At 47.3% G+C, this 25,549-nt stretch carries 23 protein-coding genes; 11 read left to right on the top strand and 12 right to left on the bottom strand.

What is annotated here, in order from left to right:
- Positions 1-19: 19 nt before the first annotated feature.
- On the bottom strand, positions 20-1,429 hold the full coding sequence (locus AC58QC_RS23620; RefSeq protein WP_497417494.1) for an MATE family efflux transporter: 1,410 nt from the start codon (positions 1,427-1,429) through the stop codon (positions 20-22).
- A 159-nt stretch (positions 1,430-1,588) separates the two neighbouring features.
- On the opposite strand from AC58QC_RS23620, the gene AC58QC_RS23625 reads away from it, so the two are divergent.
- From AC58QC_RS23625 to AC58QC_RS23635, 3 genes are read left to right on the top strand one after another with little or no spacing between them, the layout of a single operon-like run.
- Complete coding sequence (locus AC58QC_RS23625) at positions 1,589-2,476, top strand: helix-turn-helix transcriptional regulator (RefSeq protein ID WP_497417495.1); 888 nt, start codon at positions 1,589-1,591, stop codon at positions 2,474-2,476.
- Between the two features lie 60 nt (positions 2,477-2,536).
- Positions 2,537-3,736, top strand: a complete 1,200-nt coding sequence (locus AC58QC_RS23630) for an MFS transporter (RefSeq protein ID WP_497417496.1) — start codon at positions 2,537-2,539, stop codon at positions 3,734-3,736.
- 46 nt (positions 3,737-3,782) lie between these two features.
- On the top strand, positions 3,783-4,460 hold the full coding sequence (locus tag AC58QC_RS23635; RefSeq protein WP_497417497.1) for a TIGR00266 family protein: 678 nt from the start codon (positions 3,783-3,785) through the stop codon (positions 4,458-4,460).
- A gap of 279 nt (positions 4,461-4,739) precedes the next feature.
- On the opposite strand, the gene AC58QC_RS23640 is transcribed toward AC58QC_RS23635, so the two are convergent.
- Both AC58QC_RS23640 and AC58QC_RS23645 read right to left on the bottom strand, forming a co-directional pair.
- The gene (locus AC58QC_RS23640; RefSeq protein WP_497417498.1) at positions 4,740-5,141 is read right to left on the bottom strand and encodes a MerR family transcriptional regulator; all 402 of its coding nucleotides are present in this window, start codon (positions 5,139-5,141) and stop codon (positions 4,740-4,742) included.
- Complete coding sequence (locus AC58QC_RS23645) at positions 5,142-6,122, bottom strand: aldo/keto reductase (RefSeq protein ID WP_497417499.1); 981 nt, start codon at positions 6,120-6,122, stop codon at positions 5,142-5,144.
- A gap of 218 nt (positions 6,123-6,340) precedes the next feature.
- On the opposite strand from AC58QC_RS23645, the gene AC58QC_RS23650 reads away from it, so the two are divergent.
- From AC58QC_RS23650 to AC58QC_RS23660, 3 genes are all read left to right on the top strand, one after another.
- On the top strand, positions 6,341-7,225 hold the full coding sequence (locus tag AC58QC_RS23650; protein ID WP_497417500.1) for a helix-turn-helix domain-containing protein: 885 nt from the start codon (positions 6,341-6,343) through the stop codon (positions 7,223-7,225).
- Positions 7,226-7,336: 111 nt separating this feature from the next.
- Positions 7,337-8,626 carry a glycoside hydrolase family 27 protein gene (locus tag AC58QC_RS23655; RefSeq protein WP_497417501.1) on the top strand — a complete coding sequence of 430 codons (1,290 nt, stop codon included), beginning with the start codon at positions 7,337-7,339 and terminating at the stop codon, positions 8,624-8,626.
- A 225-nt stretch (positions 8,627-8,851) separates the two neighbouring features.
- Entirely contained in the window at positions 8,852-9,532 is a 681-nt protein-coding gene (locus tag AC58QC_RS23660; RefSeq protein ID WP_497417502.1) for a hypothetical protein, read from the top strand.
- A 508-nt stretch (positions 9,533-10,040) separates the two neighbouring features.
- Here the strand turns inward: AC58QC_RS23660 and AC58QC_RS23665 are convergent.
- The 8 genes from AC58QC_RS23665 to coxB form a co-directional block, all read right to left on the bottom strand.
- Positions 10,041-11,321 (bottom strand): ABC transporter permease, encoded by a 1,281-nt coding sequence (locus AC58QC_RS23665; RefSeq protein ID WP_497417503.1) that lies wholly within the window; start codon positions 11,319-11,321, stop codon positions 10,041-10,043.
- Entirely contained in the window at positions 11,314-12,219 is a 906-nt protein-coding gene (locus AC58QC_RS23670; RefSeq protein WP_497417504.1) for an ABC transporter ATP-binding protein, read from the bottom strand. Before AC58QC_RS23670 ends, AC58QC_RS23665 begins: the two co-directional genes overlap by 8 nt.
- A gap of 130 nt (positions 12,220-12,349) precedes the next feature.
- Positions 12,350-12,805, bottom strand: a complete 456-nt coding sequence (locus tag AC58QC_RS23675) for a DUF420 domain-containing protein (RefSeq protein ID WP_171632365.1) — start codon at positions 12,803-12,805, stop codon at positions 12,350-12,352.
- A gap of 17 nt (positions 12,806-12,822) precedes the next feature.
- Positions 12,823-13,680, bottom strand: coding sequence for a cytochrome c oxidase assembly protein (locus AC58QC_RS23680; protein WP_497417505.1), 858 nt, complete (start codon positions 13,678-13,680; stop codon positions 12,823-12,825).
- A gap of 99 nt (positions 13,681-13,779) precedes the next feature.
- Complete coding sequence (locus AC58QC_RS23685) at positions 13,780-14,097, bottom strand: cytochrome C oxidase subunit IV family protein (RefSeq protein WP_497267697.1); 318 nt, start codon at positions 14,095-14,097, stop codon at positions 13,780-13,782.
- Complete coding sequence (locus AC58QC_RS23690) at positions 14,098-14,712, bottom strand: cytochrome (ubi)quinol oxidase subunit III (protein ID WP_497267699.1); 615 nt, start codon at positions 14,710-14,712, stop codon at positions 14,098-14,100. It abuts the gene before it with no gap.
- Between the two features lie 2 nt (positions 14,713-14,714).
- Complete coding sequence (gene ctaD / locus AC58QC_RS23695; RefSeq protein WP_497417520.1) at positions 14,715-16,547, bottom strand: cytochrome c oxidase subunit I; 1,833 nt, start codon at positions 16,545-16,547, stop codon at positions 14,715-14,717.
- 66 nt (positions 16,548-16,613) lie between these two features.
- Positions 16,614-17,630, bottom strand: a complete 1,017-nt coding sequence (gene coxB / locus AC58QC_RS23700; RefSeq protein ID WP_497417506.1) for a cytochrome c oxidase subunit II — start codon at positions 17,628-17,630, stop codon at positions 16,614-16,616.
- 279 nt (positions 17,631-17,909) lie between these two features.
- Between coxB and AC58QC_RS23705 the strand changes: the two genes are divergently transcribed.
- The 4 genes from AC58QC_RS23705 (at position 17,910) to AC58QC_RS23720 (ending at position 22,921) form a co-directional block, all read left to right on the top strand.
- Entirely contained in the window at positions 17,910-18,605 is a 696-nt protein-coding gene (locus AC58QC_RS23705; protein WP_497417507.1) for a YhcN/YlaJ family sporulation lipoprotein, read from the top strand.
- Positions 18,606-18,817: 212 nt separating this feature from the next.
- Positions 18,818-20,929, top strand: a complete 2,112-nt coding sequence (locus AC58QC_RS23710) for a DEAD/DEAH box helicase (RefSeq protein ID WP_497417508.1) — start codon at positions 18,818-18,820, stop codon at positions 20,927-20,929.
- Positions 20,930-21,084: 155 nt separating this feature from the next.
- Positions 21,085-21,672 (top strand): guanylate kinase, encoded by a 588-nt coding sequence (locus tag AC58QC_RS23715; RefSeq protein WP_497417509.1) that lies wholly within the window; start codon positions 21,085-21,087, stop codon positions 21,670-21,672.
- A 109-nt stretch (positions 21,673-21,781) separates the two neighbouring features.
- Positions 21,782-22,921 (top strand): virulence factor, encoded by a 1,140-nt coding sequence (locus AC58QC_RS23720; RefSeq protein ID WP_497417510.1) that lies wholly within the window; start codon positions 21,782-21,784, stop codon positions 22,919-22,921.
- An 84-nt stretch (positions 22,922-23,005) separates the two neighbouring features.
- Here the strand turns inward: AC58QC_RS23720 and AC58QC_RS23725 are convergent, their stop codons facing one another.
- Positions 23,006-24,253 carry a M48 family metallopeptidase gene (locus AC58QC_RS23725; protein ID WP_497417511.1) on the bottom strand — a complete coding sequence of 416 codons (1,248 nt, stop codon included), beginning with the start codon at positions 24,251-24,253 and terminating at the stop codon, positions 23,006-23,008.
- 190 nt (positions 24,254-24,443) lie between these two features.
- Between AC58QC_RS23725 and AC58QC_RS23730 the strand changes: the two genes are divergently transcribed.
- Positions 24,444-25,310: a C39 family peptidase gene (locus tag AC58QC_RS23730; RefSeq protein WP_497417512.1), complete on the top strand. Its 867-nt coding sequence runs from the start codon at positions 24,444-24,446 to the stop codon at positions 25,308-25,310.
- Positions 25,311-25,549: the final 239 nt, after the last annotated feature.

A 25,549-nucleotide genomic window follows, 5' to 3' on the forward strand; every position in this document is an offset into this window, starting at 1 on the left:
GATCACAAAATAGTTGAGGCTAAGCACTATGAACACTCCCTTCGCCGCCCTCGCTTCTACGCCCAGCCTCCATGCCTGCTTCCATGCCCTTCGTCCGTCCTTCCGCCAAACGTAAATACTTCTTTCGACGCCAGCGAATGGCCACGAGAATACCGCGCAAATATTCATCGCACATCATTGCAACATAAATACCAGCTAGCCCCCACCCATAATGCAAGCCCAACACATAGGAAAGACCCGCAGCAACGCCCCACATCGAGAACAGTGAGATCACCATATTAAAGCGGGTATCGCCAATCGCATTCAATGCATTGCCGAAGCCCATATTGATCATTCTGCCTGGTTGAAGCACAGCCGTCAGCACTAAACAGGAGAGGGCTAGCTCTATGATCGCTTTGTCTGAGCTGAAGAAGCCGAGGAAGCTTTTGCCTATGATCAAAAGAATGATGCTATTGCACCCGACTAAGCCGAGTCCAATCCATGTGCCGCGGTAGCCCGCTTTATATGCTGCCTGCGTCTGCCCCGATCCAAATAGATGCGCAATCTGGATTTGAGCCGATAAGGCAATCGAGTACCCCAACATGAAGCAGATGGATTCCAACGTGTTCATATAGGTTCTAGCTGCCAAAGCCGAAGCGCCCATCGTGGCCAAAAAGGTATAAATCGCGAGCTGCGACAGCACCCAGGACGACATATTGACGCCGAGCGGCCAGCCGATTTTGATAATCTCACTAAACAGCTTCCGGTTAAAAACAACAAGATCACGCCATCTGATCCTTCGCTCAAAGGCGGATACAAACATATATAGAAGCAAACAAGTCGCAAGCAGCCGACTAACTAACGTTGAGATCGCAACACCCGTTAAACCTAACTGTGGGAATCCGAGCGCGCCATTAATCCATCCGTAATTCAAAACCACGTGGACAACATTCATCCCAATCGCAGTAATCATCGGTCCCTTCGTGTTTCCAGTGTTCCGAATCGCTGTGCTGAGTGTGGCCGTTAATGCGGTCAACACCATCCCGCTGCCGACAATTGAAATATACGTATGAGCAAGTGGAAGCAATCGTTCTTCTAAATGAAACATTCTTGCTAGCGGAACAGCCTCCATATACAAGATCACACTCAATAGGGCGCCAATGAACCCACTTATTGTGACGGCCATGATCCCAACCGTTCGTGCGGAATCCTGCTGTTTCGCCCCGATTTTCTGAGCAATTAAAATACCTGCACCGCTTGCCACTGTCATAAATAAAATCATGACCGCTTGAAAGATTTGATTCGCCAAGCCCACAACAGCCACCGCATCATCCGAGACACGGCTTACCATTAACGTATCAACAGCCCCCAGGAGCAGCTGCAGCAGTAATTCTACAAATATGGGCCATGCTAGAAACCATAAAGAAAACTTATTTTTCTCAGCCGTCATGTTCACGCCACCATCCAGTATGCTTCTCTATTTGTTATGAAAATGAAACTTAGTAGTCAGTTCAAATTATAGCTGTTATAGTTGATTTCATGTATCAACATCGCAACTGAAACTTATACAATTCCAACTTTTCATTCTGAATGAAAGAAGGTGGCTTCCGTGGCATTTCTTGAGATCACGATCCCTCCTCTGCCCCACTATATCGCGAGCGGATTGAACTCCATCCCCAAAGGAGGACAACACCCCAGTCGCAGCAACATCCAAGTATTTGATCTGCTCATCACAACGACAGGCTGCTTCTATATCGGTGAGGAGGATTCGCGATTCGAAGTAGGGGTAGGACAAGCCGTCATTTTACGGCCTGACCGCTACCATTTCGCGACAAGGGTATGCCCAGAGCTAACTCACACCTATTGGCTTCATTTCCATGTTGGCGGCGCATGGGAGCTAATTAAACCTATTGCGGGAAATATTTCCTTGGAGGACCCGCCTCCGATTTCAACCGTGGTTGAGACTTTCGCTGTTGAACCATTTACGATGCGCATTCCACAATTTACGACGCTGCAGCACCCCGAGAAAATGTACGAGGTATTCGATCAGCTTCTGCAGCTTCAGGCTCGTGCGCATGTGAGCAGTGTTCGTTTTTCCCAGCAACAGTTATTTCAAGAAATCCTGCACCAGCTGTCTGCGTCGGCTGAGACCGATCACGCATCCGCCTCCAGAGCCTGCGCAGAGAAAGCGGCTTCCTACTTAAGACAGCATTTTCGTGAACCTGTGTCTGCCAAGCAGCTCGGCGATGAGCTCAATTTCCATCCCGTATACATAGCTCGATGTATGCAAAAAGAATACGGTTGCTCGCCTATAACGTATCTCTTGAAATTAAGAGTGGCACAGGCCAAGCTCTTGCTCTTGCAAACGGAGCGGCCCATTGCACACATTGCCCAGGAGGTTGGCTTTGAGCAGGCTGCTTATTTTGCAGCTAGCTTCACTAAGCTCGAAGGGATGTCGCCTCGCAGCTATCGGCAGCAGTTTTCGCAAGGGACCTAGATGCTTGGGGTGAGCTTCATTTATGATATACTGAGAAAAAAAGGATAAGGAGTCCTCATCATGGCAACCCCCTTGCATTGGAAAAAGTCATTATGGATACTTTGGGGCGCGAACTTCTCCATTACGTGTGGCATGAATCTGGTTCTTCCGTTCTTACCTCTCTACATCGGAGAGTTAGGGGTTCACGATCTAGACGATGTTGTCCGTTGGACAGGCTGGATCGTAGCTGCCCAATTCATCACTTCCTTTTTGACCCAGCCATTATGGGGAGCCATTGCCGATCGACGCGGACGCAAAATCATGCTGCTGCGCGCCGGGTTCGGGATGGCCATCGTCACAGCACTTATGGGCATTGTCACATCGCCTTGGCAGTTGCTATCGCTGAGATTGCTGAACGGATTCTTCTCCGGCTTCATCTCGATGGCGGTTTCTTTGCAAGCCTCGCTGACACCGCGAGAACATTCAGGTAAGTCGCTCGGCACGCTGCAAACCGGAGCTATCGCGGGTACACTCATCGGCCCCTTAATTGGCGGTCTACTGGCAAGCTTCCTCGGTTACCACCATGTGTTCTTCTTCACTGGAGGGCTCATGCTATGTGCCAGTATTATCGTGATGGTGTTCATCAAGGAGGAGCGGAAGCCTGCCACCGCGAAAAAGGCGCGACAGCGAACACAGTGGCGCTTGTTTCGCCCCTTATTGCCTGTCTTTGCCGCATCGCTGATCACACAGATCGGAATGATGAGTATCGAGCCGATTGTAACCGTGTATGCCAAAACCTTATACACGGGGGCGCACTTGGCCTTTTTTGCCGGACTCATCGTCGCGATCACGGGAATCGCCAATTTGTTCGGCGCACCGACATTGGGTAGACTAGGTGACCGAATCGGTCAGCGCTTGACGCTGGTAATCGCCCTAACAATGGCGGCAGTCGCTTTCATTCCGCAGGCTTTTGCCACCAATATTACGATGCTCTTAGTCGGCAGGTTCCTGCTCGGACTGTTCATCGGCGGGATGATTCCTTCGCTGAACGCACTTGTCATGAAGCTTGCAGCTCCTGAGATTCAAGGCACCGCTTATGGGTTCAATACATCTTCACTGTTCCTTGGGAATCTCATTGGTCCCTTGCTCGGCAGTCATCTGGCAGCTGCGTACGGCTTCACTTCTGTGTTCTTTGTGACGATGAGTATTTTGCTAATCTGTGCTGGATTCGTGTATATGAATCGCAGTTTGGATGCAACCATTCGGCCCAAAGAGGCGTAGAATAGTAGGGACATACCTTTCAAAATGAAAATACTGGAGGATTACGATGAAACACGAAATCTTATATAAAGGCGCATTTCCTATGCTGCGCGTACAGCTTGAAGCTGGGGAGAACATTAAGGCCGAATCTGGTGCTATGGTCTCTATGTCTCCGAATATCGAGCTCAAGGGAACGGCAGACGGCGGGATTATGCGAGGCCTTGGGCGGATGCTCAGCGGCGAGAGCTTCTTCTTCCAAGAATTGAGCCCCAACCGTGGATCAGGCGAGGTGCTCCTAGCACCTGCTGTTATCGGCGATATTGAAGCCGTTGAATTAGATGGCTCATACAAGCTTTATGTCCAAAAAGACGGCTTCCTTGCCGGCACGTCGGGCATCCAAGTGAACACGAAGATGCAAAATCTGGCAAGCGGCTTCATGTCGGGCGAGGGCTTCTTCATCGTAGAAATTAGCGGTCGCGGCACCGTGTTCCTCTCCTCTTACGGCGCGATCCATGCCATTAACTTGGCGCCAGGCCAAGAAGTGGTGATTGATAACGGGCATCTAGTAGCCTGGCCAGATTATACGCCGTATACGATTGAAAAAGCCGCTAAAGGCTGGATTTCTAGCCTTACCAGTGGCGAAGGCGTCGTCTGCCGCTTCCGCGGCGAAGGCGTGGTACTCATTCAATCGCGGAATCCGAAGAGCTTCGGCGGTTGGATCAAGCAGCTGCTGCCGGGTAGATAGAGCAGCATTGACAAAGAAGCATGCATAGACGGTTACGTCTTGCATGCTTCTTTGTTGTTGTGCGCCGCTAGCGAGGGCGCAACAGGGTTGTGGAGGGCGCCGCGACGAGCGGTGGCCTTGTTTTGGGAGAATAGCTGTATAACATACAGCTATTTGCGCGCATTCGGGCTCGCGATCGCCAATAACTGGAAAACCCCCAGTTATTTCGACCGACATGAGCGCATTCGCGAGAATTCGTTGACACTAACTGTATGAAATACAGTTAGTCCTTATTCCCCCCTATTTTTCCGCGAAATTAGCAGGGGAAAATCCAGTTATTTGGCGAGCGGTGTCGATGGTCTGGTCATATCTATCAATTTTACTTTCTAGTCGTTCGAGGACTTTCTTCATATCCGCCATTCTTGTTAGGAGCTGTTTCTGCTGCTCGACTAGGAGTTCTTTCCTTGCCTCCAACGTTTCATCACCCTGTTGATACAGTCGAACATATTCAATCAAAGTTTCAACTGGAAGACCTACGCTTCGCATACATTTGATAAATTCAACCCATCTGCAGTCTTCTTCCGTATAGTCCCTAATTCCGCTATTATTGCGGTTCACCCGTGGAATAAGTCCGATTCGTTCATAATAGCGCAGTGTATCCTGTGACAATTCAAATTTCCCACTTACTTCAGCGATCAACATTTAGATTGCACCAACTACTCGATGTGGAACATACTGTTCTTCCAACGACGTAATTTCTTCAGGTGTTAACGTAAGCGATAGCGCAGCTACCGCATCATCAAGATGCGACATTTTCGTAACACCGATAATTGGAGCTGCTACAGGTTCTTTCTGCAACAACCAAGCAAGTGCAACTTGCGCTCGAGGAACGCCGCGTTTTTCTGCTATTGCTGCAAGGCGCTCTACAATTAATCGATCCATATTTGCATATGCGTCATATTTCATTTTCTGAGCTTGGTCGGTTTCAGAGCGGTGCGTTGTTTCCGACCAATCACGTGTTAATCTTCCGGATGCCAGCGGACTGTATGGGATGACGCCGATTTTTTGATCCTTACAAAGCGGCATCATCTCTCTCTCCTCTTCACGGTAAATGAGGTTTAGATGATTCTGCATCGATACAAATCGTGACCACCCATTTTTCTCAGCTACATGTAAGGCCTTTAGGAACTGCCATGCGTACATCGCAGAAGCACCAATGTATCTTGCCTTCCCAGCTTTCACAACATCATGCAAGGCTTCCATTGTTTCTTCAATCGGCGTATTATAATCCCAGCGATGGATTTGATAAAGGTCTACGTAATCTGTTCCCAACCTTTTAAGACTCTTATCGATTTCACTCATGATAGCCTTTCGGGAAAGACCAGCCCCATTTGGTCCATGATGCATACGGAAATGAACCTTAGTGGCAATGACAATCTCATCACGATTCGCATAATCCTTCAGCGCTCGTCCAACAATCTCCTCGCTTGTTCCGTCTGAATAGATATTCGCCGTATCAAAGAAATTGATACCAAGTTCGAGGGCTTTTTTAATAATAGGACGACTGCTCTCTTCATTCAGCACCCATGGATGAGTCCACCGCTCTGCTACACCAAAGCTCATACAACCAAGACTTATCCGCGATACGTCCAAGCCTGTATTTCCAAGCTTCACATAATCCATCTGATTATTCCTCGCTTTCCAGTAGCTCATAATTCCAACATGTATAGTTTACTCTCTGGAGTTAACTCCAAGTCAAGTACGCATTCGAAAAGCCATCTCTATCCCCATCTCCTCACTCGACCAGTCTTAAGTGCAGGATATTAATAAGCAGTAGGATCATGGTAATATTTAATAAGGTGTATTAATTCAAATATTCAAACAAGGGGTAACCATTGATTATGGTAGTAAAGGAAAACTACGGCGTTTACGGGTACCGTTTCCAAGAAAACCCCGTACTTCCGCTTTACCAGTTATTTGCCGTTGGATTTCAGGATATAAGGCAGCAAGAATATGATTGGGACGGCATGAAGCGAATTGACGGGCCACTGTATTTGTTCCAATATACGATTTCCGGACGAGGGAAGATCGAGCTAGACGGCCAACATCACGATGTGCCAGAGGGAACTTCCTTTTTGGTTGAAATCCCCGGCAGGCATCGCTACTACTTACCTGAAGACAGCTCTCATTGGACGTTCTATTTCGCTCTATTTAGGCAGAGCCATCTGCAGCAATTGTGGAAGGGAATACTCCAGGAACTTGGACCGATGCCACAGTTTGAACCCCGCAGCTTGGCAATTCGTCGGCTTGAAACTATATACTCAGAAGCCCGAATCGGAGCAATTAAAGACGGTTATTACGCGTCCTCCCTTGTGTACAGCTTCATGATGGAGCTTCTTCGAAGTAGCAGTGTGCTGCGCCAGGAACGCAGTAATTGGCCAGAGATCGTACGACGGGCAGCTGATTATATTGAGGTCAACTACCGGATACTTGAAGGACTCGACAATATTGCGGAAGCAGCTGGGAGCTCTAAGTACCATCTAGCACGTACCTTCCACCAAGCGACTAGCTTCTCACCTATGGCCTATACCACTAAACTCCGAATCGAGCTTGCCGTGAAACTGCTTCGGAGCAGCTCATTGACAGTTGAAGAGATTGCTAAAGAGGTTGGTTACAGAAATGGCAGCTATTTTAGCAAAGTATTCCGCAGTTGGACAGGCTACTCTCCAAGCAGGTTCCGTGAAGGAAAGGAACTCCTTTCGATCGATCAGATCGTGTTCGATTAAACACATACCGCAATATTTTACATACGATAGCAAAACATTGGGCTAGCTTCCATAGCAACTTCGTCTTATTATATGGCTATTACTTCAAACGAGAAGGGACGAGTTCACCCAATGACCAATCATCACCAATGGGCTGCCACACCGCCGCTCGGCTGGAATAGCTGGGACTGTTATGGAGCAGCCGTCAATGAAGAAGAAGTGCGTGGGAACGCGGCATATATGGCCGAATATCTAAAACCTTACGGCTGGGAGTACGTTGTTGTCGATATACAGTGGTACGAGCCAGGAGCTGTTTCTTCTGCTTACCGTCCTTATGTTCCGCTCGAGATGGATGCGTTTTCCCGTCTCATACCGGCAGCAAACCGTTTTCCATCCGCCACAGATGGACAAGGGTTCAAGCCATTGGCTGATTACGTTCACAGCCTGGGTTTGAAGTTTGGCATTCATATTATGAGAGGTATTCCACGTCAAGCGGTTCATGCTAATACACCAATACTCGGGACAAATGCGAGCGCACGGTCCATTGCAAAGACGTGGAATGGCGCTATTTGCAAATGGAACACGGATATGTACGGCGTCGATCCGGCAAAGGAAGGCGCACAGGAGTATTATGATTCCTTATTCGAGCTTTACGCCTCGTGGGGCGTAGACTATGTCAAAGTCGACGATATCGCAGCATCTCTACTCTACGGAATTCAATTAGACGAGATTCAAATGATCCGGAGGGCTATTGATAAGTGTGGCCGTCCGATGGTGCTGAGCCTCTCCCCAGGTCCGGCGCCGCTTGAGTTCGCGGAAGAGCTGAAGGCGCACGCCAACCTCTGGCGCATGACAGATGACTTCTGGGACATTTGGCGACTACTCTACGGCATGTTCGAACGGTGTGAGAAATGGGCGCCGCATGTTGGAGCAGGAAATTGGCCAGATTGCGATATGCTGCCGCTCGGTCACATCGGCATTCGTTCCGTCGACGGTGGGGCTAGCGACCGCTGGACGCGCTTCACAAAGGACGAGCAGAAAACGATGATGACGCTTTGGGCGATCTTCCGCTCGCCGCTGATGTTTGGAGGAGAGCTAAGGGACAATGATGAGTGGACCTTGTCGCTACTCACGAATGAAGAAGTGCTGGATGTACTTCGTAACGGGCGAGATGCCCGCCAATTGTATCGCGAGGAAGAGCGTATTGTCTGGACTTCGAATGGCCATGACGGCATTCGTTATGTCGCTCTGTTCAATACGAGTGAGGAAGTTCAAACTGTTAAAGTAACATCTGCCCAACTTGGTATCGATACAATCGGCAGTGTGCGTGACCTATGGAATCGTGAAGAACTCGGTACGCCTACTGAGCTTTCATTTACACTTGCCCCGCATGCGCCAATGCTGTTGAAGCTTTCTCTGTAAAATGATAAAGCGACCTTTAGTCCTACTGGCTAAAGGTCGCTTTTTTGACCCCAAATAGCTACACTTAGGGATTGTTCCCACATGTAAATTAATTCCAATAATTTTATAGAATTTTCTAGAATAATTTAAGGTATGTAATCCTACTTTTCCTATAATAAAAGTTATAGTGATTCGTTACGCAAAGAGGAGGAAGCAGATTTGCAGGGTTAGTATCTAGATCTCGATTTGGCGCTTGTCAAAACGTATGCGCCACAGCTGTTTTTTGATCGCTTGGAGCCATTTTTTCCAGTTCGCGTTGGGGTAACGATATTCAATCAAGACGGTCAATCACCTTCCTTTCGTCGCATGATCAGCTTCGAGTCGGATGCCAGAATCGAAAAAGTCATTGAATATGCCATCTACTGGGATTATGACATCGAGCATTTGTACGAGCTGGAACATATATGGATTTATGTAGGGCGTGACGGCAGTGTTATCAATTGTGAATGCAGCTTCCATGGCAAATATTTTAAAGGGCTGCTTAAGGATCGAAGCAATATATCTGAAGACAATCCAACCCAGGTAAAGCTGATCTCACAGCCTGGAAAACACGCTTTTTCCCCACTTCTCGCTATGCTTGAGCTCGTCCCGAATTTAGATACGTGTACCTATGAAACAGCGGGCAGAGCAGGTTTGTTAGTCCCAGACATGCTATCGGATAAGATGACTGCGGATAAGGAAACGAACCAATTGGTGGAACGCTATTTGCAGACATTTCGGTTTCGACCAACGATGGAATTTATCGAATTCGCTTGGGATGATTCGTTTTTCGTGCCATGGCCTGAGCTTTTGAAGGAGATTCCACAGCGTGTTAACCATGAATTAAATAAAATGAGGAAGTACTTTGGCATCCCCGAACAGTCATAAGTTTGTCAAAAAAATAACCGATCACCGATACAATTACTCTGAAACAAAGAACAATAACCCCCCAAATACTCAAATTAATCACCCCTCATCTTAGAATTGATTGAATCATCCCGCCCGTTAGCTTAAAAAACCCGTTTCGGAAGTTCCTTTAAACGACTCGAATTTTACAAATAATTTAGCAAATGCTTGGTACCAATAAATGGTAAGATTTTTGTTGTAATGACTGGGGGCAGGGAAGATTTACTTCTCTGACCTCCTTCTCGCGCTAAGAGGCTGCGATTTTTTCCGTTCGTAAGGTGTCCCCTGTGACCGCTTAAACGCAAGAAGATCGTTCTAACCGGCCGGGACGGTGGTAGAACGATCTTCTTCTTTTCTATTTGGAGGGAGATTGTTAGCTCTTAGAACCGAGTGTTAAGTCGATGTTAGTGAAATAGAGCGTCTGCAACCCTTCGTAACCGGAATCCGTGCCGATTATGATGTATAAGTAAGCATATTTATCTCTAGAGCTCTACCGATACGCCCGCATCGCCTTGCGCAGCTCCTTCAAGCTAGGCCGCTTACCGTACATCAACACGCCTGTGCGGTAGATCTTCGCCGAAAGCCAAGCCATTGCGCCGATGGAAAGCAGTTGTATGATGATCGAAAGCGCAACCTGCCAGAACGGCGGGGAGCTCATTCCGATACGTAAGAACATAATCATAGGTGAGAAAAACGGCACGAAAGACATCGTAACCACAAACGGTGCATTCGGATGATTAAGTCCGAAGATCGCAATCATAAAAGCCGCAACGATAACATAGGTAACTGGCATAATGGCTGGCCCCACATCCTCGGTGCGACTGACAATCGAACCTACCGCCGCGAAAATCGTCGCATAGATGAAGAAACCGAGTAAGTAGAAAATTAAGAAATAGACAATAAGTGATATTTCTAAATCGCTCCAACTGAGATTCAGATCCTTGATGGCCGACGCATTGCTTAATCGAATATTAAGCACGGAAACGACTATTAATGCGGCAATTTGTGATAGCGCCAGCAAGCAAATGCCAATGATTTTACCAAACATCTGCTTCAGCGGTGACACGCTAGTAATGAGCAATTCCATAACGCGCGTGCTTTTCTCCGCAGTAATTTCCGTTGCAACTAGATTCCCGAATCCAATTGCGCCCATGTATAGCATGAAAAGCAGGACATAAACAAGTACATAGGACAACCTCATTTGGGACTCTGTTTTGCCCGTAGCAGCTTGATCCGTTGTGGATATTTGCACTGTTTCCAAGGACACAGGCGTTTGGAGATCGGTTTTTAGCGCATCTGGCAGACCGGCTCCTTGCAGCACCATATCCGTTTTGATTAGCTGAAGCGTCGTTTGCAGCTTATTTTTCGGTGAGAACTCCAGCGTTCCTGTGGATTTGTAGCGCATCTTCGGAAATCCGCCCTGTTTCCCATCAGTGAACTCTAAGTATCCCTTGATTTTCTTATCCGCAATTTGCTGCTTCCCATACGCCTCATTTGCTTCTTCACTGCCTTGATCTGAAAGGGGTACAATTTGTATCTCTGCATTCGGTTGATTGTTATAAAAAGCAGTTAATTTGGACGCCACAACCGCTTGTTGCGTGCCAAATACCCCTATTTTCATCGCCTCATCCGAAGAGAATTGATTTATAATGGCTGGAAGATGAATCAAAAGCGACATCAAGATTAGTAAGATTAGACTCATCACTTGAAACGATTTCGTGCGAAAGCGAGACAGGTATGTAAATTTAATGACTGTCGATATACTATTCATGTTGGCTTCCCACCTTCTGGATAAAAATTTCATTCAAGGTCGGCTCCATAATCTGAAATCGCTGCACAGTGGATCGTTCCATCGCGTATTGCAGAATACGCTGCGCGGCTTCCGGCTGCGCAATGCGAAGCTCGTACCCATTTAGCCCTTGGTTCACCGATGTTACGCCTTGAAGCTTCTCTAACCCATCTACGCTCGTCGCAGTCTCCAGCACTACTCTCTCCTTCGGGAAGCTCGCTTTAATGTCCTTTAAGCTGCCTTGAAGAATCGTATTTGAGCGGTGTAGAATACAGATATTCTCACAAAGCTCCTCCACATGCTCCATTCGATGGCTGGAAAATAAAATCGTTCTTCCCTCATCACGGAGGCTTTTCACCGTTTTCTTCAACAGCTCGACATTCACCGGATCTAGCCCGCTAAAGGCTTCATCCAGAATGAGGATCTCCGGATTATGTATGACCGCCGCAATGAATTGAATCTTCTGCTGGTTTCCTTTGGACAGCTCCTCAACCTTTCGGTTGTAGTAATCAGGAACCTCAAACCGTTCCAACCACATCTTCAAGCTGCGATCTGCATCGCGTCGCTTCATCCCCCTAAGCTCAGCTAAGTATAAGATCTGCTCACTGATTTTTACTTTGGGATACAATCCACGCTCCTCAGGCAAATACCCCATCAAGCTGCGAAGCTCTTCCCGATATCCCTGCCCGTTCCACATGATGTTGCCTTCATCCGGATAAATAAGGCCGAGTACCATCCGCATTGTTGTCGTTTTACCGGCCCCATTCGCGCCTAATAACCCATATATTTCTCCCTGCTTCACACGCAGCTGGATCCGATTCACGGCTGTTTTATCTCCGTACTGCTTCGATACCTGTTCAACAACTAAAGGGTATGTCATCCATGAGCCTTCCTTTCATTACGAAGTAGCTTACGCTCACTATTTTACATGAAATTGGAAAAATAATGAATGAACAAAAAAATAGCACGGAACGATGATCTTTCACATCATTCCGTGCTATTCATATGGTTTACAAACCGAAAATGGCATCAATTACTGGCTTCGTTGTTCCACCTGGGTACAAGACGTACAACAATACGTATACCATAACGCCTGTAGGCGCTGTTAGCAGCCACACAATCGCAGCAACCTTACCAATTTTCTTGTGTTTAAGGAATTTCTTTTTGTAAGCAAACCACAATGTGACGAGACCAAGTACGCCACCTATTGTTGCTAGAGTGATATGGAAGAATAGGAACAAATGATAAGGCAGCTTTAAGCTCTCTGGCCCGCCAAATGCCGTATTCCCTTCAAATAAGGTACGGGACATGTAGATGATGAAAAAGGCTAACGCGAAAATTGCGCCTAAAACCATCAGTTTCTCATGCGTATCCCGGTTCCCTTTTACAATATGATACCAGCCGAACCCAACAAAAATGGCGCTAATAACGATAAACATCGTAGAAATCGTGGGTAATATGTGCATCTTTCTAAATCCTTTCTCTAAGCGCGATTCCAGTTCCCGCCTTGATTATTCATGCTTTCTTGTGATGGAAGTGGATCCAATTCGTCATCATCCTTGCGCTCTCGGCGATACCAGCGGAAGAAAATATACGCTAATGTGGCACCATAGATAATCTCTTGCAATATTTTCATAATGACACCGCCGAGTTGTTGATCATCGAGCGGTGATAAATGAGCAAAAGGAACGGTTACATTGTCATACATATCGTAGATAATCGAATCCGCAAAAATGATAAGCGCACAAGCGGGTGTCAGTAAGACGCCATTCCCGAAAATATACGCCATTTTCTTCAAGTCGTTCAAGCGATTCAGCTCAGGCAGCGGGCAAAATACTGGGAACCACATGATAAAGGCCGTCACTAACAGCACCGTATGATAAGCAAGAAGCCATACATCATTCTTCATCAAGTAATCCATAATAAAAGGCATATGGTAGATGGAGAAGAGCATATTGAACATGAATAATGCGATTAGAGGCCGAGTGAAAAAGGAAAATAAGCCACGAAATACGATATTTTTCATACATACTCTGACTAACCATGCCGGTGTTCCTAACCAAATGAAGATCGGTACGATTAAGTAAAGAATCGTTTGCTGAAGCATGTGCATACTGAACAAGTAGTGATGCCCAATATAACTAATTGGACTTCCTTGCCCAACATAGAACAAGACTAGCCCTGAGTAGAATAGAAGCTGCTGAGAGATCGAAATTGGCTCTGATTCAGCTGCTTTCACCATGCCTTTCACAACAAATCGACCATAGCTATATCCGATTACGACGACGATCAATAGTAAAACAGGATTCCACAAATCGAAAAATCCACCAATCTGACTCATACCTGCATCTATCTCCTTTCAAGCTAACTAATTCCGAATAACTCCGCTTAAAAAAAGAGGAGGCACTTTGTCTAGACAAAGTTGCCTCTTCTTACTTTTTTACCACCAAACCCAATATACGGCTGTGATCACGCCGGTAAGAGCAACGAATGCTCCTGCGAAGATGAAGATTAGAGGGAACAAGTGTCCTCTCTCTTTGGCATGCATCCAGAAAAGCAACTGAACGATAGCCTGCACGATCCCGAGGGATACGATGAAAATCAAGATAAACGAACGATCCAAGTCTCCGTAAAGTACGACAGCGAATGCCAACATCGTGAGTAGAATCGAAATAATGTAAGTTAAATAGTGATTCAATGGTGATTCGTGCTTAACTCGCTTGCTAGGTGCGTGTGTATCATGAGAATTGCTGCTCATTTAGTGACCCACCTTCCCCATCAGATAAACAACTGTGAAGATAAATACCCAGACTAAGTCAATAAAGTGCCAGTACAGGGAAGCGACATAAAACTTAGGTGCCGTAACGACTGTAAGACCTTTCTTGAGTCCTTGGAAAATCAACAGCGTAATCCAGCAAACACCGAATGCTACGTGAGCACCGTGGAAGCCAACCAACGTATAGAACGAGGTGGAGAAAGCACTTGTTGTAAATTTGTGGCCTTCATGAACATACTCGTAAAACTCGTAGATCTCCATTCCTAAGAAGGAAAGACCGAACAAAACCGTAACTGCTAACCAAGCTAGCAATTGACCTACTTTTTGACGGTGCATCGCAATAATTGCGAATACGCTCGTTAAGCTACTTGTTAAGAGAATGAAGGTTGACCATCCAACCGTTTTGAGCTTGAAAAGCTCATCAGCTGTTGGACCATCCGGAACAGAGTTCCGAAGGGCAATGTAAGTTGCGAATAAACAACCGAACAATACAACCTCTGCTCCTAGGAAAAGCCAAAAGCCAAGAACTTTATTTTTCCCTTCGAGGGTAGCCGTTTCCGGATTAGCAGGCAGTGCGCCCGTATGATGAGTACTCATGCCTATGCCTTACCCCCTTTATCGTCTTCCAGCTCTTCTGGTTCAATATGCCAACCGTGGTCGTCATATACGGAACGCAAGAACATGGCAATGAATGTAACTACGATACCTGCAGCAGCTACATAGTAATTTTTGTACATAAAGCCAAAACCAGCGATGAACAAACCAACAGACATCACAAGCGGCAAGATCGATGCAGAAGGCATGTGGATCGAACCAATTGGCTCAGCTGGCGTCATTTGCTTGTTACCAGCCATTTTTTCTTTCCAGAAAGCATCCAAACCGCGAACAAGCGGAGTTTGTTTGAAGTTATACTCAGGTGCAGGTGACGGAATTGTCCACTCCAAGGAGCGACCATCCCACGGATCTGCAGGAGCTGTCATTGGTTTTCTTGCTGTAGCGATAATGTTGATGATGAACACCAAAGTACCGATACCCATGAAGAACGCACCAACTGTTGATACTAAGTTACCGACTTCGAGATCATACCCTGGTTGATACGTAAAGACGCGTCGCGGCATCCCCATTAGACCCAAGAAATGCTGCGGGAAGAATGTCAGATGGAAGCCGATGAAGAACAACCAGAAATGCAATTTACCTAAGCCTTCACTAAGCATACGACCGAACATTTTCGGCCACCAGTAGTAAAGACCTGCGAACAATCCAAGAACTAGACCACCAACGATAACGTAGTGGAAATGCGCGACTACGAAATACGTATCATGGTATTGAAAGTCAGCTGCTGGAATCGCAAGCATAACCCCTGTTGTTCCACCCATTACGAAAGTCGGAATGAACGCTGTTGCGAAAACATTCGCCGTTGTGAAACGGATTTGACCACCCCAAAGCGTGAACAACCAGTTAAAGATTTTCACACCTGTTGGAACAGCAATCGCCATAGTAGCAATCGCGAAGATCGAGTTCGCTACTGGACCTAGACCCGCTGTAAACATATGGTGAACCCAAACCATGAAGCCTAAGAAACCAATAAGTACTGTTGCAAATACCATGGAGCTGTATCCGAACAGACGTTTTTTCGAAAAAGTAGATACGATCTCAGAAATAATACCGAATGCTGGAAGAATCAAAATGTAAACTTCGGGATGCCCGAAAATCCAGAATAAATGCTCCCATAGCACGTTGTTACCGCCTCTGGCTGCATCGAAGAATGCACCGCCGAAGACACGGTCGAACATTAGCTCAACCAAAGCAACCGTAATTGCTGGGAAAGCTAGAACAATCAGACCTGAAGTTACAAATGCAGACCATGTAAACATAGGCAAACGCATGTATGTAAGACCAGGAGCACGCATGTTGATAATCGTAACGAGGAAGTTAATCCCCCCGATTAGCGTACCGATACCAGCAATTTGCAAACCAAGTACATAGAAGTCAGTACCTTGAATGTTGTTCTCTAGCGTTTGTCCCCAACTTGCATCGGTAATCGAGGATAATGGTGCGTATCCCGTCCAACCCGCGTCAGGTGCGCCGCCCAAGAACCAACTTGTGTTCATGAGCACACCGCCGGCGAAGAATAACCAGAAACCAAGTGAGTTAACGAAAGGGAAAGCTACGTCCCTTGCACCAATTTGTAGAGGAACGATGGCATTCATGAAAGCGAAGATTACCGGCATGGCCGCAAAGAAAATCATCGTTGTTCCGTGCATCGTTGTTAATTGGTTAAATGCATCGCCTACGAAAATTTGTTGATCGGGATAAGCGAGTTGAATCCGAATCAAGATGGCTTCAAGTCCTCCGATGAGGAAGAAGAAGCCGCCCGCTAGTAAATACAGGATACCGATTTTCTTATGATCGACGGTAGTAAGCCAATCCATAAGCCCGGTATGTTTTTTTACTGGATGAGAGTGAGCCAACGTATGAACCTCCTTTACATCAAGAGTTTATTTCAATGTTTGTAAGTACGTAACAATTTCTTTAATTTGAGCGTCATCTAATTTACCGTTAGCTTCTTTACCAAAAGCCGGCATTTTGTTGCCTGGTTTAAGTTCTTGCGGATTATGTATCCACGATGCCAAGTTCTCAGGCGTGTGCTCTAAGATACCCGCAAGTGTGTCGCGGTCCGCGAAGCCTTTAAGGTTAGGTGCAACCCCTGGTCCGCTTGCATTCACAGCATGACAAGACATGCAATTTTCTTTAAATAGCACTTCACCTTTTTGTGCAGTTGCCGGCACAGTAGAAGGTGCTTTCATTTTCGCAACCCAAGCATTAAAGTCTGCTTCAGACTTCGCTGCAACGGTGAAGTTCATCAAAGCATGCGATGCTCCGCAAAGCTCTGTACATCTACCTTGGAAAGTTGCAATTTCATCAGCTTGCAAGTAAAGCGTATTACGGATACCTGGGTTCGTATCGACTTTACCACCTAGGGATGGTACCCAGAATGCATGCGCTACGTCAGCAGAAACAACATCAAATGCAATGATTTTATCCTTAGGGATCACAAGCTGTTGTGCTGTTGCGATTCCAAGGTCTGGATATTCAAACTGCCACCAGAACTGATGTGCAGTGACTTTCACATGGATAGCGTCTTTGTTCTTGTTGTAATTCTCGGAGTGTTTGAACGTGTAGGACACTGTTGGCACCGCAAGTACTAACAGCAAGAGAATTGGAATTACCGTCCAGATAATCTCCAAAACATGACTTCCTTCGACTTGCTTCGGTATGCTTTCGTCGCCTTTACGTTTGCGAAAGCGAACTAAAACGTACACATAAATCGCAAATACGACAATTACGACAAAAATCATGATAAAGAGACTTAATTTCATTAAATAAAGCTGCTCCGTCGCTACAGGACCCTTAGGCACTAAAGCAGATAAGGTTGGGTCTCCGCACCCAGTTAGCATGAGCGTCATCACCGCTAAAAGGGGTAGCAGACGCCAGAACTTTTTCAATTGACTCATTGTATCAACCCCACTTTTAAAACAATATTTTTACCACGAAGGCCATGCCCATGTCAATTCACTTTAATAACTATAAATTCGTGAAAACTTTTTGTCAATCGCTGTAGGAGAGTTCACAAATTGTTCTTAAACAGCGGTCTGTAGCGATATATTTCCCTCCATGGTTATTTCCATACACCCACCTCTTTATGCATAAAAGCCTTTATTTGTGAACACGAATAATTCGACAGAAACATCTCATCCTATAGACATTAAAACGCATTGGGAGGTCTGTTCACGATGTTCAGGAAGTTAGGTTTTCCGATTTATGGAATGATATTCCTCTTGCTCACATTATCTGCATGCGGCTCGAACGGCAAAGAGTATAGAGGCGATCGCAATAACTCAACTAGCTCGAATTTTGGCGCACATGTCGAAAAAGCGGATCAGAATGAGAGAGCCTATCAAGTACAGCAGCTCTCCGGTCCAGTGACGCATAACAATACCACGCTGGAATACAGCCAATATCTTTCTGATCAATTGCACACCATGGACGGAGTGAACACAGCCTTCGTTATGATTACGAATCAAAATGCCTATGTCGCATTGATGATGGATAGCAGTGCCGTTGGCACAAAGGGCTTAACCAAAGAAACGAATAATCAAGGAACGAATAAGGGCTTCTACAACGACGACAATCCTTATGATGACTCGTTACCGGCTAATGATTTGAATAAAGGTTACAATAGTTATGAAACGGCTGTTCATCATGACTTGCTTTCTCATCCGTTTAAACAAGCCATTGCTGAAAAGCTTCGAGTGCTTAAACCAGATCTAATGGATGTTTACATTTCAGCGAATCGAGATTTCCTTAACAAAATGAATAGCTACGCACAGGAAAGCTGGAAAGGCAATTCCCTCATGCCATTATTAACAGACTTCAATCAGACGGTCACACGTGTGTTTGGGACTGCCCAGTCTTTACCTCACGACTAGAAAGATTGGGGCTAGCCTCCTATGAGAAGTTCATTTTCTTACTAGGGGGTCTTGCCATGCCTTTTTGGAGCACACCCTGCATGTATAACTTCTATTAATAAAGTAGTTTATTTCTGCTTGTGGGTCGGCTCCTGTTTTCATTTGTCTTTCATTCCTGTACAATGAGGGGATCGTCTTTACTAAGAAGGAAAAAGGGAGCTGGCCAATTACCCATGTCAAATGGATTTGCCTCATTAGGTATCAGAGATAGTTTAGTTCAAGTTTTGCAAAATCAAGGTGTCGTAGAACCGACCCCCATTCAGCGGGAAGCGATTCCTGTACTTTTAAAAGGATCGGATGTTATCGCACAAGCTCAAACAGGTACAGGTAAAACCCTTGCCTTTGTACTTCCTATATTAGAAACTATTGATGTAGAAAGCTCAGACGTTCAGGCACTTATACTAACGCCTACACGTGAGTTAGCGATTCAAATCAGCAATGAGTTGAAAACCCTTGTCCCGATTACAGGAGCAAAGGTCCTAGCTGCATACGGCGGGCAAGATGTAGAAAAACAGCTTAGAAAGCTTCAAGGTAACATACATATAGTAGTAGGAACACCGGGAAGATTGCTCGATCACCTTCGCCGCGGTTCTATCAACTTCTATAAATTGAAAATACTCGTATTAGATGAAGCGGATCAAATGCTGCACATGGGCTTCTTGCATGAAGTCAAGGATATCATTGCGCAAACGTCACCTTACCGCCAAACGCTGCTCTTCTCCGCTACAATGCCCGACCAGGTCATCAATCTGTCTAAGGCTTATATGAAGGAAGCAAAAGAAATTAAAATTCAAAGTAAACAAGTCACGTTGACTGAAATTCAGCAGGTACTTGTTCCTACGACAGATCGCGATAAACAGGATGCTCTAATTGCAGCAATCAAACAATATAGACCTTATCTTGCGATGATTTTTTGCCGCACCAAAGCCAAGGCAATTGCGCTCAATGAAACTTTGCAAGAAATCGGTTTAATGTCCGATGAGCTGCACGGTGACTTGTCTCAAGCCAAACGTGAGCAAGTGATGAAGCGTTTCAGAGAAGGTCGTATCGAGCTACTAGTCGCTACCGATATCGCAGCTCGTGGGCTAGATGTTGAAGGGGTAACGCATATCTTCAACTATGACGTACCACAGGATGCCGAAAGCTACATCCACCGAATTGGCAGAACAGGCCGTGCTGGAGAGTCTGGTGTTGCTGTGACCTTCGCGACGCAAAGAGATATGCCAACGATTGAGCTCATCGAAAAAGGAATTAAAATGTCATTGCGCAGTCCTGATGGACAGCAAAGACGCGTTCGTTCTACGACAGAAGAATACACGCAGCAAGAAGGCAGAGGCTCCGCTCGTAAAGGTGGAGCTGGCGTTTCTTCACGTGGTGGCAGACGCAATGATCGAACTGGTGCCCCAGAGCAACGCAGCGGTGGACGTGCGGGAAGACCTGGAGCGCGCGAATTGCGCAGTGATCGTTCGAATATGCAATACGGCAGCGAGCGTAAAACAGGCTTTGGCGCCAAAGGTGACAAATTCGGTTCTCGCGGAGGTGCAGCTGGCGCTGCGCGTTCAGGCGAAAGACCGGCTAAAGTGAATTCAGAACGTAGTCCGAATACATGGGGGCGCGCAACAGTCATTCATGAAGCGGCAACAACCAATGCTGCTCCAGCACGTGGCACGAACATGGGCGCTGCGAAAGCACGCGTAACTGGTTCCTACAACGGCGGTGGTGAAGGAGCAGAGCGCAAGCGTTCAGCTCCACATGGCGATAAGTCTTATTCGCCATACAACAAGTACGCTGGCGCAGGTCGGGATGACGCAGCTGCTGCGTCTCGTACACTTCGCGGTGGCAAAGGCCGTGGCGAAGGCGGAGCACGCGGTGGCGCTGCTCCTCGCGGCGAGGGCTTTGGCGCTCGCACAGGCGGCGCTCCTCGCGGTGAAGGCTTCGGCGTTCGTACAGGCGGCGCTCCTCGTGGCGAAGGCTTCGGCGCTCGTACAGGCGGTGCTCCTCGCGGTGAGGGCTTCGGCGCTCGCACAGGCGGCGCTCCTCGCGGCGAGGGCTTTGGCGCTCGCACAGGCGGTGCTCCGCGTGGTGAGGGCTTTGGCGCTCGAACTAGCGGTGCGGCTCGCGGACGGAGTGATGAGCGTGGTGCGCGCAGCGCAGCACCTCGTGGCGATGGCGGAGCACGTGGTGGCGCTCCTCGGGGCGACAGACCGAGCGGCCCGCGCGGCGGGCAAGGCGGCGCACGCGGAAGTGCACCAAGAGGCACTCGCGGCGGTGGCGGAAAACGATAGAAGAAATGAAGCGATTTCATACAAGACTTTACCGATGAAGCCTTACGTTGTAAAATATAGCTATGGTTAATTAAGTTCCTATTGATCAAAAATCGTTTCAACCCGTGCTCGCACGTAGGATTTACCCCCCCATCCAATCGAAGGAGGTATGTTCCATGTACGCATTAAAGGATAAGGAAATGATTTTTGTATTCACTGGCCCACACGGGGCAGGCCGTAAAACCGTTGCGGAAATGTCCGGCTCCACGCTGGGGATGAAACAAGTGATTTCGTACACCACACGACCTCCGAAAGCAACAGAGGAAGATGGTCAAGATTATCACTTCATCTCACCCGCTCAATTTGTTCAAGCACAAGCTGGCGGCGAATTCATTGAAGTTAGTACCGTTAATGACCATCTATATGGAATCAAAAGCGCAGATATTGAGCTAATGTTCCAGCAAAGCGGCAGCATCTACTTGATCTTGAATCGCTTTGGCGCCGAAACGCTCAAAACGCTATATGGTGACCGCGTCATCCAGATCTTCATTTATGCCCAGAGGGACACACTCGAAGAACGGATGAAAGAAAGCGGAGATTCCGAAGAAATCGCCTCCAAATATTTGTCTGATTACGAAAATGAATTAGCCTACCGTGACCACTGCGATCATGTTTTTGAAAATGTGGACCTGGCTCATACGGTATTTGATCTTACCAAAACACTCGATCTATATTTAAATCGTAATTTAGTCGACCTAGACTAAGAACGAAGGGCACTAGCTGCCGATAAAAGGCCTGGACGGTCCCCCGTCCGGGCCTTTTCATTAGATTAGCAAGTTATGATGAGCTGATCCAACTAAGGAGTTGTACACTATGAAAATCATTTCCATCGAACCCACACCCAGCCCCAATTCGATGAAGCTCAACATGGATGAGTCTTTACCAGCCGGCGTGCGTGAAACGTATACGAAAAAAAATCTTACAGATGCTCCTCCCGAAGTGCAAAAATTGCTTGCTGTACCTGGCGTTATCAGCATCTTCCATGCAGCGGACTTCATCGCGGTAGACCGCAGCTCGAAGGGTGACTGGCAGTTCATCCTTGCGCAGGCGCGCGAGATCTATGGTGAAGCCCAGCCATCCGCAGGAAGCAGCCTGCCAACCGAGCAGTCTGCGTCTGAGGCATCCTTCGGCGAAGCACAGGTGCTCGTGCAGATGTTTCGCGGTATTCCGCTCCAGGTGAGGGTGCGCGCAGGCGCAGAAGAAGCGCGTGTCGCCATGCCGGAGCGCTTCACGCAAGCCGCGGTGCGCGCAGGTACGGCTTCGCCGAACCTGATCAAAGAGCGGAAGCTCGAGGAGCTCGGCGTCCGCTACGGCGAGCTGTCAGACATCGCAGGCGAAGTCGTCCAGGAACTGGACGCTTCTTACGACGATGCCCGCGTAGAAGAACTGGTCTCCCGCGCGATGCAGGAGACCACTGACGCCCCTGTGGAAGAAGTCGCCACAGGGGACCTTATCGCAGCCGCGGAGCAGCTGCGAAACAGTGATTGGAAGCTGCGCTACGCCGCGCTTCAGAAGATCCAGCCGTCGCTTACGACGCTGCCGCTTCTCGTCCATGCGCTGCAGGACGAGAACACGTCGCTTCGGCGACTGGCTACGGTATACCTCGGTGATATCAAGGAACCCGAGGTACTGCCCTACCTGTATCGTTCCCTCGAGGACGATACGCCTTCAGTGCGTCGGACGGCAGGCGATACGCTGTCCGATCTCGGGGACCCTGCCGCCATGCCCGCCATGGCCAAGGCGCTCAAGGACCGCAACAAGCTCGTCCGCTGGCGTGCGGCGCGTTTCCTTTACGAAGTCGGGGACCACACCGTACTTGATGACTTGAAGCAAGCTGCAGACGACCCCGAATTTGAGGTACGGATGCAGGTCAAGATTGCCCTCGAGCGTATCGAAGGCGGCCATGCCGCTGAAGGCTCTGTGTGGCAGCAAATGACTCGCAGAAATGACTAACCCTTTGAAATAAAAGAAGCACGAATGGCTCCTACGCAAGTAGGCGGGCATTCGTGCTTTTTGATTTTGCATACTATGCTCGACCTACTTCGTAAACTGGTCGAAATACAAGATTCTCTCCTCGATCGTCGGATGAGAGCCACGGAACCATTGTACCAGCTTAGGCTGGGTGACTGGACTTAGATTTTCCTGCGCAATATGTTGAAAAGCGCGGATGGCCGCGTTCCCATCTCCCGTCATTTTCATCGCATAGACATCTGCTCGGTGTTCGATCACCCTCGAGAAAGCATTTTGTGCTGGCGAAGAAAGGAAGCTCATGAGCGATATGAGCAGCACCAGAATCGGTAAGGCCGCTAAGTCTCTCTCCCCTCGCATTCCCCACAGTGAACCCCAACGCTTTAAGATTAAGCGGTACGCGTGAAATGCCAGCCAGAAGCCAACAAAGCTGAGGGCGACACCATAAGCAATCCCCCAATAGATATGGCGTTCTACGTAATGCCCCATCTCATGCGCCATCACGGTCAGGATCTCATCCGGCTGCAGCTTATTCAGAATGGTATCCCAGAGCACAATACGCGCGTTACCACCGATACCATTCACGTAAGCGTTAATTCCATGCGTCCTCTCTGACATGTTAACCTCGTAGACTTGATCAGTCGGAATGTGTGATTTGGCCGCAAGATCCAGAATTTGCGCTTTAAGCTCCTGATTTTGAAGTGGCTGGAACTGATTGAACAGCGGATCCAACACCACTGGTTGAATAAACGTTACGAATAAGATCAATGGAATCGAAATCAACCACAGCCACACCCACCAACGCTTAGGACTCCACTTACTGATCCATCTGAAAATCCCTACCATCACTATCGTACCCACGATATCTATGAGAAACGTTTTTACATAATCCTTCAGAAATAGGATAGGCGTCTCCTTGGAGATGCCGTAGGCTTGGTCGATTTTGAACAAAAATACATCAATCGGGAGAAATAGCACGTCCATAACGAGGGTAAACAACAACACAAATACAAGCATTTGCAGGAAAGAAGCTCGGAATACTTTCTCAGCGAGTTGACGGAAGCTGACGGCGATGCCGAATAAGGCGACTGTCACCCCCATTTGCAAAGGAGCGCTTAAAAAGAAGGTTAAGGAATGAATCCGAGAAAGCGTCTCCGCCTTCGCAATCTCTGCATGAGTCATAAACGTATTTGGATCAGCTACAGTTCCTACTAAAGTCGCAGGAATTTGAAATAAATCCCCTTTGATGAAATAGACCAACACGACAGCTGTGTAACAAACAAAAGCAGTTGCAAACCACACATAGAAACGTCTCATTCCATGCCTCCACAGTCATCCTGATATTTTTCTCAATTATAACCTTGTTGTTCTTAGACATGCTTGTTTACCTAGTCTATGCGAGCAAATGAGTTAGGTATGTATCTATGGGCATATTTCGGATTCCATGTATTGCATTCTCTGGCAACCCATGATGTAATGAAAACAACGACAGGAACGGATGTGCGACATGAAGAAATCTATCACGGTGATTATGCTGGCATTGGTCAGCTTTACATGTTTCCTTCTCATAAAAACAAACTCCCCTAGTGGACAAACAGTATCGACGACAGCGCATTCTTCCTATTTAATCAGTCCACTATCTACTTCTACTACTACAACTACAAACGCAGCTATCTCGGATACTCTCTCCGAAAACAACGCTACTTCTGAAGCAGGAACAACGGAAACGTCAACCATATCTAATTCGACGTCATCTGAAGCTGTAGACTCTACTCCTACCGAGCACCATGTTCAAATTAAAGCGATTCCCGCTCTCTCCCAGCTGCCTGAGCTGCCAAATGGGTGTGAAGCCGTCGCTGCGACGATGCTGCTGAATTGGGCTGGACTGCCAATTACTAAAGAAGAAGTAGCTCAAGCCTTGCCCACGGGGGACATGCCCTACGAGAATGAGTTCGGGGCTTTCGTTGGCGCGAATCCCAGAGATGTTTTCGTTGGTGATCCGTTTGCGGTCGGGTATGGGATTTATCATACCCCTATCGCTAAGCTGATGAATCAGTGGCTGCCTGGTCATATCCGCGATCTGACAGGAACCTCCTTTGACGATTTACTTGGCGTCCTCGCAGCGGGTAGCCCTGCAATGATTTGGGCAACCGAGCATATGGATACCCCTTATTTGGATTTGGAATGGGAAGACGAGACAGGTGAGCTAGTTCCTTGGTATCAGCCCGAGCATGCCCTGTTGCTAACCGGATGGGACGATGATTATGCCTATATGAACGACCCGATGACAGGTGAACAAGAAGCCTACCCATTAGCTGCTTTCAGAGAGGTCTGGGAGCTCATGGGTTCCCAAGCCATTACGATTATCACCTAGGCAATTATACGCCCGTCCACCGTTCCTATATTTAAAATAATACAAAGTCACCCCTTACCTCCTCAATTAACTGGAAAAAGTACATCTATTTTCACTTATTAAGACTGAAATTAACAAATAAATGGAAAATTGCACTTAGAATTAAAAGTGGACGTCTCTTAGTGTAGAAGTAATAATAATCTTAACTATTATCTAAGAGGTGTCTGTCCATGAGCGAATCAAGACAACGATATAATGAA

The organism is Paenibacillus sp. J22P51, assembly GCF_059692215.1.